The organism is Collinsella sp. CLA-ER-H3, assembly GCF_040092425.1.
In the GTDB taxonomy this organism is placed as follows: Bacteria; Actinomycetota; Coriobacteriia; order Coriobacteriales; family Coriobacteriaceae; genus Collinsella.
In genome coordinates, this window is record NZ_JBBNLP010000007.1 from 88862 (window position 1) to 101949 (window position 13088).

General features: G+C 61.9%; 9 protein-coding genes. 1 reads left to right on the forward strand and 8 read right to left on the reverse strand.

The genetic code is table 11. The annotated features are described in order from the left end of the window. Positions 1 to 47: 47 nt before the first annotated feature. The 4 genes from AAAX32_RS07050 to AAAX32_RS07065 form a co-directional block, all read right to left on the reverse strand. A complete protein-coding gene (locus AAAX32_RS07050) occupies positions 48 to 2195 on the reverse strand; it encodes a Tex family protein (protein ID WP_349100371.1) in 2148 nt (715 codons plus the stop codon). A 420-nt stretch (positions 2196 to 2615) separates the two neighbouring features. Further along, entirely contained in the window at positions 2616 to 3656 is a 1041-nt protein-coding gene (locus AAAX32_RS07055) for a Gfo/Idh/MocA family oxidoreductase (protein WP_217108344.1), read from the reverse strand. Between the two features lie 69 nt (positions 3657 to 3725). Next, positions 3726 to 4982 (reverse strand): MFS transporter, encoded by a 1257-nt coding sequence (locus AAAX32_RS07060; protein WP_117646283.1) that lies wholly within the window; start codon positions 4980 to 4982, stop codon positions 3726 to 3728. Between the two features lie 65 nt (positions 4983 to 5047). Continuing rightward, positions 5048 to 5929, reverse strand: a complete 882-nt coding sequence (locus tag AAAX32_RS07065; RefSeq protein ID WP_217108343.1) for an SDR family oxidoreductase — start codon at positions 5927 to 5929, stop codon at positions 5048 to 5050. Positions 5930 to 6162: 233 nt separating this feature from the next. Between AAAX32_RS07065 and AAAX32_RS07070 the strand changes: the two genes are divergently transcribed. Then, on the forward strand, positions 6163 to 7041 hold the full coding sequence (locus tag AAAX32_RS07070) for a LysR family transcriptional regulator (protein WP_226790700.1): 879 nt from the start codon (positions 6163 to 6165) through the stop codon (positions 7039 to 7041). Between the two features lie 43 nt (positions 7042 to 7084). On the opposite strand, the gene AAAX32_RS07075 is transcribed toward AAAX32_RS07070, so the two are convergent. The 4 genes from AAAX32_RS07075 to AAAX32_RS07090 all read right to left on the reverse strand — a co-directional run bounded on the left by AAAX32_RS07075 (position 7085) and on the right by AAAX32_RS07090 (position 12934). Continuing rightward, positions 7085 to 8176: a GGDEF domain-containing protein gene (locus AAAX32_RS07075; RefSeq protein ID WP_349100372.1), complete on the reverse strand. Its 1092-nt coding sequence runs from the start codon at positions 8174 to 8176 to the stop codon at positions 7085 to 7087. Positions 8177 to 8708: 532 nt separating this feature from the next. Next, positions 8709 to 10628, reverse strand: a complete 1920-nt coding sequence (locus AAAX32_RS07080; protein ID WP_349100373.1) for an ABC transporter ATP-binding protein — start codon at positions 10626 to 10628, stop codon at positions 8709 to 8711. Continuing rightward, positions 10621 to 12435 (reverse strand): ABC transporter ATP-binding protein, encoded by a 1815-nt coding sequence (locus tag AAAX32_RS07085; protein WP_349100374.1) that lies wholly within the window; start codon positions 12433 to 12435, stop codon positions 10621 to 10623. The genes AAAX32_RS07080 and AAAX32_RS07085 overlap by 8 nt, the downstream gene beginning before the upstream one ends. Further along, on the reverse strand, positions 12428 to 12934 hold the full coding sequence (locus AAAX32_RS07090) for a MarR family winged helix-turn-helix transcriptional regulator (protein ID WP_349100375.1): 507 nt from the start codon (positions 12932 to 12934) through the stop codon (positions 12428 to 12430). Before AAAX32_RS07090 ends, AAAX32_RS07085 begins: the two co-directional genes overlap by 8 nt. Positions 12935 to 13088 lie beyond the last annotated feature (154 nt).

The window sequence follows — 13088 nt, forward strand, 5'->3', positions numbered from 1 at the left end:
CTCGCGATTTTGCACGTCGCGAGAGGGGGTACCCTTGCTTTGGCGGTTTACTTTCCCTGCACCATGGTGAGCGAGATCTTCTTGCGGTCGCGATCGACCTTCTCGACCCACACTTTGACCGTGTCGCCGACGCGCACGACGTCGCTCGGGTGCTTGATAAAGCGGTTGGCCAGCTTGGAGATGTGCACGAGGCCGTCCTGGTGCACGCCCACGTCGACAAAGGCGCCAAAGTCGACGACGTTGCGCACCGTGCCCTTGAGCTCCATGCCGGGTTCCAGGTCGTCGATGGAAAGTGCCGAGCGGCTAAAGACCACCTCGGGCGCGTCGTCGCGCGGGTCGCGGCCGGGCTTCTTGAGCTCGTTGACGATGTCGATGAGCGTCAGGGTGCCGCAGTCCAGGTCGCTTGCCAGCGTCGAGATGCTGCCCAGGCGGCGCTCGATATCGGGCACGCCGCCACGGCTGAGCTCGCTTGCCGCAACGCCGGCGCGCTCCAGGACGGCCGTGGCTACCTCGTAGCTCTCGGGGTGGACGCTCGTCGCGTCGAGCGGGTTCTTGCCGCCGCTGATGCGCAAAAAGCCCGCGGCGTTGAGATATGCCTTGGGTCCTAGCTTGGGGACCTTCTTAAGCTGGCGACGATCGGTAAAGGCGCCGTTTTCCTCGCGGTAGGCCACGATGTTCTTGGCCACGCTCGGCGTGATGCCCGATACGTATCCCAGCAGGCTCGCGCTCGCGGTGTTTACGTCGACGCCCACGCGGTTGACGACGTCCTCCACCACGTGGCCTAGGGTTCGCGAGAGCTCGGCCTGGTCAAGGTCGTGCTGGTACTGGCCGACGCCGATGGACTGGGGCGGAATCTTGACGAGCTCTGCCAACGGGTCCTGCAGGCGGCGGCCCAGGCTCATGGCGCCGCGCACGGTGACATCCAGGTCGGGATACTCCTGACTTGCGAGCTCGGAGGCGGAGTACACCGACGCGCCGGCTTCGTTGACGATGGTGTATCGAAGGCCGGGCGCCTGCTCGGCGATGAACTCCGAGACGACTTCCTCGGTCTCGCGGCTAGCGGTGCCATTGCCGATGACGATGGTGTTGACGCCATCCTTCTTGACGAGGCGAGCGAGCTCGCGCTTGGTGCCGGCGACGTCGTGGCGTGGCTTGGTAGGGTAGACCACGCCGTGGTCGAGCAGCTTTCCGGTCTCGTCCATGACGGCGACCTTGCAGCCGGTGCGGTAGCCCGGATCGAGCGCGAGCACGCGGGCGCCGCGGACGGGGCGGGCCGAGAGCAGGCCCTCAAGATTCTTAGCAAAGACGTTGATGGCCTCGGTCTGCGCGCGGACGGTGAGCTTGGCGCGGGCCTCGCGCTCCAGCGAGGGAGCCATGAGGCGCTTGTAGCCGTCAGCAATAGCGGCATCGAAGACGGGCGCGAACACGCCCTGGCGACGGGGCCAACGGCTGCCGAGGCGCGCCGTGGCGGCGGCGCCGTCGACGTTCACGCGCACGCGGAGCTTGCCCTCGCGCTCACCGCGGTCGATAGCCAGCACGCGGTGGTTGGGTATACGGCGCAGTGGCTCGTCATAGCTGTAGTACGGCTCGTAGGGAGTCTTCTCGGCGGGGTCGGTGGCCTCGACGACGATGTCGGCGGTGTTTTGCGTAAAGGCGCGCAGGTCGGCGACGTTCTCGGGGTCTTCGGCTACCGTCTCGGCCACGATGTCAGCGGCGCCGGCAAGCGCCTTCTCGGACGTGCCGAAGCCGGCTTCCTCGTTGATGTATGCCGCGGCGGCGTCGAGCGCGCTGCCCTTGGCCGAGGCCTGCATGATGATCATGTTGGCGAGCGGCTCCAGGCCTGCCTCGCGGGCCTTCTGCGCGCGGGTCATGCGCTTTTTGCGGTAGGGCTTGTAGAGGTCCTCGACACGCTGGAGTTGTGTGGCCTCGCGAATCTGCTGCTCGAGTTCGGGCGTGAGCTTGCCCTGGGCGTCGATGAGCAGAATGACGTCCTCTTTACGCTGCTCAAGATTGCGCAGGTATGACAGGCGCTCGTCGAGGGCGCGCAGGGCGACGTCATCCATGCCGCCCGTGGCTTCCTTGCGGTAGCGCGAGATAAAGGGGATGGTGTTGCCTTCGTCGATGAGCTTGACGGCCGCCTCGATGTTGGCGGCCTTAAGGTTGAGCTCGTGGGCGAGCTGGGCGATAAGATCCATGGAACTCCTTGCGGTAAAGGTGCGTTTGCAGCACAGAGCTACCAAGGATACCACCTGCCACTTCGCTCAAAAAAGACTGTTTTGGCGCGGAAGCACGAAAGCGGCCTATCTACTACGTTTGAACCGTGTGGGTCGACCATCCCCCGGTTTTCCGAAAATGCGCAACCCGTCTACCTGCGGTTTTTATTCCGGGAAATTTGGCATGGTTGAGGGTGATCGGTTGAACGTAGTAGATAGGCACATTTCATGGCGAGCGAATCAAGCTGAGGTGCAAAAAGCCCCCCCGTCTCAGAAAAATCGTCAGCGAAGTAGCAAAATGCCCCGCGGGCAGGAGGCTGCTCGCGGGGCAAAGAAGAGGGGCTTGTTGGTGGCGGGCCGAGGCGCTCGGCGGGGAGTTTGCCGCGGCCCGCTCTTAAGGCATTACAGCTCAACGAGCTGGCCGGTCTCGGCGGCCTCCTTGATGGCGTTGAGAAGCGTGAGCGTCTTGACGTTATCGGCGGGGGTCACGACGGGCTCGACCTCGCGGCGGACAACCTTCACAAAGTGCTTGAGCTGCATCTTGTGCGGCAGTGCCGGGTCGACGGCCGGAATCTCCATCTGCAGCGGCTTGTGCCAGTTAGAGGCGCCGTCGTAGGAGAACTGGTGCAGGCGGGGCAGCGAAAGGGCGCCCTTGGTGCCGCCGATAAAGTAGGCGTCGGCGTCGAAGGGGCGGTACTGCGGATCCTCGCGAGCGGTCGCCTCCCAGTTCCAGGGGCTGGCGGTGGCGTCAGAGATGGTCATGCTCGCGAGCGCGCCGTCGGCAAAACGGACGTTGACCACGGCGGAGTCCTCGGTCTCAAAACCGCGGGCGGCGCTGGACTGCATGCCCTGGACGGCAACGGGCTCGCCCAGCAGGTAGCGGAGCAGGTCGACGTCGTGCACCAGGTTGACCAGGATCGGGCCGGCACCCTTCTTGCGGCGCCACTCGACATCGAAATACTCGTCATTCTTATAGATCATGTAGTGGAAGCTCGACACGGTGAGCTTGCCCAGCTCGCCGGACTCGATGATCTCCTTGGCCTTGTTGACGAAGGGGTTGTGGCGACGGTGCTGACCCACGAGCACGGGCACGCCGGCGGTTTCGGCCTCGGCGGCGAAGGCCTGGGCATCCTCGAGATCGTTGGAGATCGGCTTTTCGACCAGCGGCACGATGTTGCGCTTCACAGCCTCGCGAGCAACGCCTAGGTGCAGGTCGTTGGGGGTAGCGATAATGACGGCCTCGGGCTTGATCTCGTCCATCATCTGGGCGGGATCGGTGTAAAACGGCACGCCGGCGGCCTCGGCCGTGGCGCGGGCGCCCTCAAAGGCGTCGGCGATGGCGACGAGCTCGGCCTCGGGCTCCTCGGTGACAAAGCGGATGTGGTTGCGGCCCATGGCGCCGGCGCCGATAACGGCAATGCGGACGGGGTTGAGCTCAGACATTTCGACTCCTTAATACCGGTGACCGGTGGAATGCGACAAAGGGGCTGTCCCTTCGTCGCATCGGTAAAACTAGGCGGACTTCTTCTTGCTGTCGGAGACCATCATGTAGACGGTGAGCACGACGGCGATGGCGGCGATCACAATAGCGCCGTAGAAGGACTGCTGGTAGGCGGCGCTGCCGGCCTCGGCGTGATACAGCACGGCGGTGATGGGCTGGCTGATCCAGGTGGAAGCGGCGTAGCCCAAAAACATGATGCCGTAGTTGACGCCGATGTTGCTGGTGCCAAAGGCGCCACCGGTGAGCGGCGGGTAGATGACGAGCAGAGCGCCAAAGCTAAAGCCGAGCAGGGCGAGCGCCACAAAGAACATGCTCTGCGTAAAGCTCATCGACATGATGACGAGGGCGACGATGGTGACGACAAGGCTGATGAGCAGCGACTTATAGGCGCCGAGCTTGTCGATGATCTGGCCAAAGGACAGGCGGCCGACCAGGTTGGCGCAGGTGTTGACGGAGACCACCACACCGCCGAGGGCGACGGCCGCGGCGCTCGTGGGGTCGGCGAAGAGCTGGACGGCGGCGATGGAGGCAACCTTGCCCACGAGCAGGGTGCCCGCGGTGGCGGCAAAGGCGAAAGTGACGATGAGGACCCAGAAGCGCGGGGTCTTGACCATCTCGCCCGGGGTGAGGTCGCCGAAGGTGCCGGCGTGCGCGCCGCCCTTGGGGGCCTCGAAGCCCTCGGGCAGCCAACCGGCCTCGGGGGCCTTCAGGAACAGGGCGGAGGCAGCAATCGTCACAAAGAAGATGACGCCGAGCGCCTTAAGGGCGCCAAAGATGCCCAGGCTCGGGATGAGCAACGAGGCGAGCACCGGGGAGAGCACGGCGGGGCCGGCGGTCGAAGCGGCCAGGGTGATGCCGGAGGCAAGGCCCTTTTTGTCGATGAACCACTTTTGACCGGTGGTGAGTGCCGGGTTGTAGCCCAGGCCGTTGCCGATGGCGGCGACGAGCGAGAACCACAGGTAGAACTGCCACGGCTCGGTGACGGTGCCGGACATGAACCAGCCCAGGCCGTAGCACACAGCGGCGGCGATCACGACGTTGCGCGGGCCGATCTTATCGGAGATGCGGCCGGCGAAGATGCCCGTCACGGCCATGATGGTCTGAAAGACCGGGAACGCCCAGGTAAGGGCGCTGGACCACTCGGGGTAGACGGCGAGCAGGTTCTTGCTCACGACGGAGTACAGCGCGATTGAGCTGATGAAGAACATGGTGACGCACGCGGCGGAAAGCACGACGGCGCGACCCTTGTTGGAGTTGGTGGAAGCCATTGGACTCTTTCTGATCGATACGGGGGAGGAGCGGGCGTATTCGCGGACCTCCCTGTTAGGTTGGTTTACTGGTCAGTCGGCTTGGCGACGCCGGACTCATCGGACCAAAGCTCGACACCCTTGTTCTTGAGGTAGTTGTCGGCATAGGCGCGACGGCCGCCGGGCTTGGCGGTGAGGTCGCCCATCATATTGGAGAAGCCACCGTCGACTTTGATGGCGTCGCCGGTGGTAAAGTCCGAGCGCTTGGACGCCAGGAACATGACGGCGTTGGCGATATCGCTGACCTCGCCGATGCGGCGCGTGGCGATCAGACGGCTGCGGCTCTTTTCGACCTCGGGGTCGGCGTAGAAGTTGGCCGACATCGGGGTCTTAACGAAGCAAGGCTCGACGCAGTTGGAGCGGACGCCGTAGGGGCCCCACTCGGCGGCGAGCATCTTGGACATCATGTTGACGCCCGCCTTGGTGGAGCTGTACACGCCCGAGAACGTCTCGGGGGAGTGGCTGGCAACGGTCGAGATGTGCACCAGGCGGCCCTGGCCGGCCTTGATCATCTCGCGACCAAAGCGCTGCGAGGTGATGAAGTAACCGGTGAGGTTGACGTTGAGCACCTGCTCCCAGTCGCTCAGCGGCAGGTCTTCCATGGCGGCGAAGCGCAGGATGCCGGCGGTGTTGACGAGAACGTCGATGCGGCCGAAGTCGCGGATCGTGGCGTCGACGGCGGCCTGAACCTCGGCCTCGTCGGTAGCGTTCATCTTGTAGCCCTCGGCGTGGATGCCAAACTCGGCGGCGAGGTCGGCGGCAGCGGCCTTGACCTTTTCCTCGTCCAGATCGAGCAGGACGACGTTGGCGCCGTTGCGGGCGAACTCGCGGCAAATCTCGACGCCCATACCGCCGAGCGCGCCAGTCACGGCGCAGACATCGCCCTCGAGCTTAAGCCAGTTGCTCATAGGAACTTCCCTTCTTGTGCCTCCCGGTGGGTCGCTCCCGTTAACCGACCCACGTGGTTTTTGCTGGTTATCGTATGCTTTGCATTTGCGCAGGTGAATTGCATATTTGTTAGAATGGCGTTAATCGTAGGTTTACACTGTGCGATGCAGTTTATTCTCAATTGAGCGCGTGACCTGCGAAAACAACCCCCTATGGCACCATGTGGCCACGGGCGCGAAAACGGGAGATTGACGTGTACGATCGACGACTTGAGGCCATATCGGCCGCCGCGGAGCTGGGAAGCTTCTCGCGTGCGGCGGCAAAATTGCGCGTGTCGACCCCGGCGCTCGTCAAACAGGTGTCGGGATTTGAGGCCGAATTTGGTATCACGTTGTTCGAGCGCTCGCATTCGGGTGTTAAGGTGACGCCGGCGGGCGCTCTGCTGGTGGATGACGCGCGCTCGATCATGCGGCAGTCCGAGGACGCGCTGCGCCGCGCCCGACGCGCGGCGGGCGATGGCGGTGCCGTGCGCCTGGGTGTGTCGATGATGTGCCCGGGGCGCCAAACGCTTTCGATGTGGACGGGCATCCACGATCTGGAGCCGTCGCTGCGATTTGAGATTGTGCCGGTAAGCGACCTCTACGACGAGCGCGAGACCGTCATGCGCAGCTTGGGCCGCGAGGTCGATGTGGTGCAGTCGAGTTTTTCTACCCCACGCTGGGGCGACGCCTGCCAAAAGCTCCGCATCGTTAACGTGCCGTTTTATATCGACCTGCCGCGCACGAGTACGTTGGCGCGCAAGAATCGCATCACGGTTGCCGACTTGGAGGGCATGCGTCTGCGCGTGCTGCGTCACGGCAACGATGCCATGGACAGCCTGCGCATCGACCTGTTGGCCGACGGCGGCGTGGACGTGATCGATGTGGATAGCTTCGACTTTGCGCTCTTTAACGAGGCGGAGGAAAAGGGCGACGCGGTGCTCACCTGCGGCGCATGGTCGGGGGTGCACCCGGCCTTTGTGGGCGTACCGTTCCTGTGCGGCCGCGAGGTGCCGGTCTTTCTGCACTACCCGCTCGAGCCCACCCTCCAAGTCCAAAAATTCGTCAACGCCATGGCCCAGCTTCTCAAGTAGCCAAAAGAGCCCCGTCCCAAATTAGCTACCCTTTGCTACGGGTTTAGCGTTCCTCGCGTGGCAGCCCGGCTGCCTCGGCTGCCTTTACGCGGTTCTTGTCGATGTACATGTTTTTGTCGGCCTGGGAAAAGAGTTCGCGCATGGTAGGCGGCTCGTCAAAATCACTGGAAAGCGCATAGCCCACCGCATAGCTGATGGGCATGTCGGGGTGAGCCTCGGAATACTCGTTCACGTTCGCACGAACCCGAGCGAGACAGGACTCCACGGCAGCTCGATCGGTATCCCGCAGCACCGCGATAAACTCATCGCCGCCGTCGCGACCCACAAAGCACGTCTCGGACGCCACACGCCCCAGCTGCTGGGCAAAAGAACGGATGTATTCGTCGCCTTTCTCGTGGCCGAAGTTGTTATTGACCGTATGCAGATTGTTAAGGTCGAAGACGCACATCGCAACGGGCGCCTCCGCGGAGACAGGCTGCTCCTGCCCCAAGACCTCCTCGCACTTGTTCTTGTTGGGCAGTCCCGTGGCTTCGTCGAGATAGACTTTGCTCTGCAGTTCGCGATTGAGCGCGGCAGTTCGCACCGCGCGAACAAGTTCGACCGCAAAGGTCGCCACCAAGCCCATGATGTCGATGATCACCAAGCCCTCGAGATAGTTGAGCGCCGACGCCTTCTCCTGAGAGTAGTCCTCTGCGAGTCGCGTAGCATCGTCGCAAATGCCAAAGAACTCCTCGCTCATAGGGATGATGTCGGTGTTCTCATAGCCGACTTCGCGCACGCGGATGATCTCGGCGCAAAGCTCATCAAAATAATTTGCAAGCTCGGTCATCTTTGCCTGATACTCGTCGTCATCGAGACGGACGAGGTTGAGGTCGTCACTTCCGTAACGCAAACCGTTGATGTATGAATCCACGGCTTTGAGCAGGTCATCTTGAGGCTGGCCCGCGTCCTCGAGCTTAACGATTCGCTGCGTGGTACCGCGCACCAGGCCGGCGTAGTTGACCACACGCGCCGTGCCCTGGATATCGGAGACGAGCAGCATAACATTGATGAAGAAGAAGATGAGAACTGCCGTGAGCACCATCATGAGCAGGCGCACCGCCTGGCTGGCCTTCTTGGCGACAGAAGTATTCACAAGTTCACTCCCCTAAATGACAAAAGAGCAGGTAGCACGCAGTGTGCTGAAATTCATGGGTGGTTAACTCTACCATATGGGCCAGCAGCCTCAAACTGCAGCAGACGCTCGTCCAAATTGGCGTGACGCTTGCCTTGTTGTTCTTGACCTGGCTGCGCTATCGGACATGCTTCTGGTCTTGGATCACCATGGGAAAGCTCATCCCGTTTTGTGCGTCTAGAGTGGGATGCGGCTTCCCAAAGGTGCCGTTAGGGGAAATCACATCCCGGTTTACCCCCTTGAAATGGGATGCCGTTTCCCGGAGGGGGTCCAGCGGGAAACGGCATCCCATTTTGGGCCCGAAAAGTGGGATACGGTTTCCGGCCGGCATGAAAAAGCCTCCGCAGCTCGTGTGGCTGCGGAGGCTTTATTCGTTGCGGCGCATTGTGTTTGGGTCGCTGAGATGAGTCGATTTGCCCCGAAAGAGGAGGGCATTGACCTTAGGGTCATGCCCGACGAATGAGCGGCAAATCGGCCATCTCGGCGAGCCGAACTACTCCAGCTCAAACGCTCCGGTATAGAGCTGGTAGTAATACCCGCGCTTGGCGATCAGCTCGTCGTGGTTGCCGCGCTCGATGATGCGGCCGTGGTCCAGACAGATGATTGCGTCGGAGTTGCGCACGGTGGACAGGCGGTGCGCGATGACAAACGTCGTGCGGCCCTCCATGAGCTTGTCCATGCCCGCCTGCACGATGGCCTCGGTGCGGGTGTCAATGCTCGACGTGGCCTCGTCCAGAATCATCGCCGGCGGATCGGCGACGGCGGCGCGTGCGATCGAGATCAGCTGGCGCTGGCCCTGCGACAGCTGCGCGCCGTTGCCGGTGAGCATGGTGTCGTAGCCGTCGGGCAGGCGGGTGATAAAGTCGTCCGCGCCCGCGAGCTTGGCCGCCGCGATGCACTCCTCGTCGGTAGCGTCCAGGTTGCCGTAGCGGATGTTATCCATCACAGTGCCGGTGAACAGGTTCACGTCCTGTAGCACGACGCCCAGCGAGCGGCGCAGGTCGGCCTTGCGGATCTTGTTGACGTTGATGCCGTCGTAGCGGATCTTGCCGTCGGCGATGTCGTAGAAGCGGTTGATGAGGTTGGTGATGGTCGTCTTACCGGCACCGGTGGCGCCGACAAACGCGACCTTCTGGCCCGGCTTGGCAAACACGGACACGCCGTGCAACACCTCGTGGTCGGGCGTGTAGCCAAAGTCGACGTTGTCCATGACCAGGTCGCCGCGCAGCGGCACGTACTCGATCTCGCCGGTTGCGCGGTGCGGATGTTTCCACGCCCACATGCCGGTGTGGTGGTCGGCCTCCTCGAGCTGCCAGGTGTCGGGGTTCACCTGAGCGTTGACGAGCGTCACATAGCCTTCGTCGGCTTCGGGCTCCTCGTCGATAAGCTCAAAGATACGGTCGGCGCCGGCGAGGCCCATGACCACGGCGTTGATCTGCTGCGAGATCTGGCCGATCTGTCCGCAGAACTGCTTGGTCATGTTGAGGAACGGCACCACGACGGCGATGGACAGCGCCATGCCCGAGATGCTCAGGTTGGGCACGCCCAGCGCCAGGAAAATGCCGCCCGCCAGTGCGACCAGCACGTAGAGCAGGTTGCCCAGGTTCATAAGGATGGGCATGAGGATGTTGGCGTACATGTTGGCCTTCTGGGAGACCTCGAAGAGCTTTTCGTTGCGCTCGTCAAAATCGGCCTCGGCGGCAGACTCGTGGCAGAACGCCTTGACGACCTTCTGGCCGTTCATGACCTCCTCGATATGGCCCTCGACCACGCCGAGCTCGGTCTGCTGCGCAATGAAGAAGCGCGCGGAGTTGGAGCCGAGCAGCTTGGTCATAAAGGTCATAAAGGCGACGCCGGCGATGATGACCAGGCACATCCACACGCTGTAGTACAGCATGATAAAGAACACCGTGACGATGATGATGATCGTCATGAGCAGGTTGGGCAGCGACTGGCTGATCATCTGGCGCAGCGTGTCGATGTCGTTGGTGTAGTGGCTCATGATGTCGCCGCGCTGGTGCGTGTCGAAGTAGCGGATCGGCAGGTCCTGCATGCGGTTGAACATCTTCTCGCGAAGCTTCTCGAGCGAGCCCTGCGTGACGATGGCCATGGCGCGGTTCCAGAACAGCGAGGACAGGATGCCGACGCCGTAGATGCAGGCGAGGGTGGTCACGAGCTGTGCGATCTTGGGCTGTGCAGCTTCCCAATCGCCCGACTGCCACGATTCGCTAATAATCTGCAGGGCGCTCTGAAGGAAGGTCGCGCCGATGGAGTTGATGATGGCGCAGAGCACCACGCCGACGACGACGAGGGGCAAAAGCACGGGGTAGAAGCCAAAGAGCGTCTTGATGAGGCGCGACATGGTGCCACCCTTGCGGTTGAGCGCGCGCTCGGCGGTCGTTGCCTTACTCATGTGCCTCGCCTCCTTCCTGGGTCTGAGCTTGTGTTGCGGATGCCTCGGTGTCGGCTTCGACGGCCTCTTCGCCCTCGGCAGACATCTTGTTTTGCGAGGTGAAGGTCTCGCGGTAGATCTCGCTCGTCTTGAGTAGCTCGTCATGGCTGCCGATCTGAGCGATACGGCCGCCCTCCATGACGATGATGCGGTCTGCATCCTGCACGGAGCTAATGCGCTGGGCGATGATGAGCTTGGTCGTGTTGGGCAGATAGCTTGCCAGCCCTGCGCGGATCTTGGCGTCGGTCTTGGTGTCGACGGCGCTGGTGGAGTCGTCCAGGATCAAGATCTTGGGGCGACGCAGCAGGGCACGCGCAATGCACAGGCGCTGCTTCTGACCGCCGGAAACATTGGAGCCGCCCTGCTCGATCCAGGTGTCATAGCCCTTGGGGAAGCCATCGACAAACTCGTCGGCGCAGGCCAGATGTGCCGCCTCGCGGACCTCTTCGTCGGTGGCGTTCGGGTCGCCCCAACGCAGGTTCTCGGCAATCGTGCCGCTAAACAGCACGTTTTTCTGCAGCACCATGGCCACTTGGTGGCGCAGGGCGTCCAAGTCGTAGTCGCGCACATCCACGCCGCCCACGCGCACGGTGCCTTCGGTGGCGTCGTACAGGCGGGCGATGAGGTTTACAAGCGTGGACTTGGCCGAGCCGGTGCCGCCGATGATGCCGATGGTCTCGCCGCTCTTAATGTGCAGGTCGATATCGTCGAGCGCCTGGCGCTTCGCATGCGCGGAATACTTAAAGCTCACGTGGTCAAAGTCGATGGAGCCATCGGCGACCTCGAGCACGGGCTCGGCGGGATCGGCGATCGTGGGCTCGGCGGCCAGCACCTCGGTGATGCGGTGCGCCGATTCGTCGGCCATGGTCACCATGACAAAGATCATCGACAGCTGCATCAGACTCATGAGGATTTGGAAGCCATAGGTAAAGATCGAGGAGAGCTGGCCCACGTCGAACAGCGTGCCCTGGCTCGTGATGATGAGCTTGGAGCCCAGGTAGATGATGACGACAAACGCGCCGTTGACGCAGATGTTCATCATGGGGTTGTTAAAGGCGAGCAGCTTCTCGGCGCGGGTGAAGTCCATCTGGACGTCGCGCGCGGCGGTGGCGAACTTCTCCTTCTCAAAGTCTTCGCGCACGTAGCTCTTGACCACGCGCATGCCGGTGACGTTTTCCTCGACGGACTCGTTAAGGGCATCGTACTTGTGGAACACGCGCGAGAAGATGGGGCGCACCTTAAAGATGATAAAGAACAGTCCAAAGCCCAGCAGCGGAATGATGACCAGGTAGACCATGGCGACGCTGCCGCCCATGATAAACGCCATGGTAAAGGCGAAGATCAATACCAGCGGCGCGCGCACGGCGATACGGATGATCATCATAAAGGCCTGCTGCACGTTGTTGATATCGGTGGTCAGGCGCGTGACGAGCGAGGAGCTCGAGAACTCATCGATGTTGGCAAAGCTGAACGTCTGGATCTTGTAGAACAGGTCGTGACGCAGGTTCTTGGCGAACCCGCAGCTTGCATGGCTGCAGGTGACGCCGGCCGCGGCGCCAAAAGCAAGCGATGTTAGCGCGATGAGCACCAAAAAGCCTGCGGTGGGAAGCATCTCGGCTACGGTGGCGCCGTCTTTGATGGCGTCGATTAAGTTGGCGGTGATAAATGGAATCAGCATCTCGCAGAGCACCTCGCCAAGCACGAGCAACGGCGTGGCAACGGTGACCTTCATATAGTCGCGGATGCTGCCCATGAGGGTTTTAATCATCCAGTTCCTCCCAGGTTACGCGGATTTTATCGAGCATTTCGGCGAGCTGCTCGCGCTCGTCGTGAGTGAGGGCACTAAAGGCCCGTTCTCTAAAGCGGATGCGGGCCGCCTGGTCGATGCGGGCGTTTTCCCGGCCGGTTTCGGTCAGGCGAATGGTGAGTTGCCGTCGATCCTTGGGGTTACGGCTGCGCTCGATGAGGCCGTTGACCTCGAGCTTGGACAGGATCTCGGAAAGCGACCCCGGCTTGAGGTCAAAGTGCATGCCGAGTTCCTGCTGCGACATCTCGCCGCCGGGCTGCTTGGCCAGCAGGCAGATGATGGGCGCCTTGCCGGACACGCCTCCGCCATGAAAATGCATGTAATGGCCGCAAAAACCCAGGCCGCTCAGGATGCGCTTGGCGAGTTTGTCTTCGGCGCTGACCGCTTCGGGTATGTCTACCGGTTGCGACGGGTCACCGCCGGGCTCGTGCGAACAAAGGTTAAGAGGTTCATCGCACATGAATTAGTGTTGCTCCTTTCTTTAGTTAGGTAGTGGAATTGTTTTGTGCCTAACCAATTTAGGAGCGTGAGAAATCAATGTCAAGGTACCAAACTTATTAAGTTACGGCGTTTTATCAAACGCCGTAACCGCTCGACGCTGCAAACGTTCCTAG

Bases quoted from the DNA above. Each gene is read 5' to 3' on its own strand.
- AAAX32_RS07050 (WP_349100371.1), bottom strand. From the start codon at position 2,195: ATGGATCTTATCGCCCAGCTCGCCCACGAGCTCAACCTTAAGGCCGCC.
- AAAX32_RS07055 (WP_217108344.1), bottom strand. From the start codon at position 3,656: ATGTCTGAGCTCAACCCCGTCCGCATTGCCGTTATCGGCGCCGGCGCC.
- AAAX32_RS07060 (WP_117646283.1), bottom strand. From the start codon at position 4,982: ATGGCTTCCACCAACTCCAACAAGGGTCGCGCCGTCGTGCTTTCCGCC.
- AAAX32_RS07065 (WP_217108343.1), bottom strand. From the start codon at position 5,929: ATGAGCAACTGGCTTAAGCTCGAGGGCGATGTCTGCGCCGTGACTGGC.
- AAAX32_RS07080 (WP_349100373.1), bottom strand. From the start codon at position 10,628: ATGAGTAAGGCAACGACCGCCGAGCGCGCGCTCAACCGCAAGGGTGGC.
- AAAX32_RS07085 (WP_349100374.1), bottom strand. From the start codon at position 12,435: ATGATTAAAACCCTCATGGGCAGCATCCGCGACTATATGAAGGTCACC.
- AAAX32_RS07090 (WP_349100375.1), bottom strand. From the start codon at position 12,934: ATGTGCGATGAACCTCTTAACCTTTGTTCGCACGAGCCCGGCGGTGAC.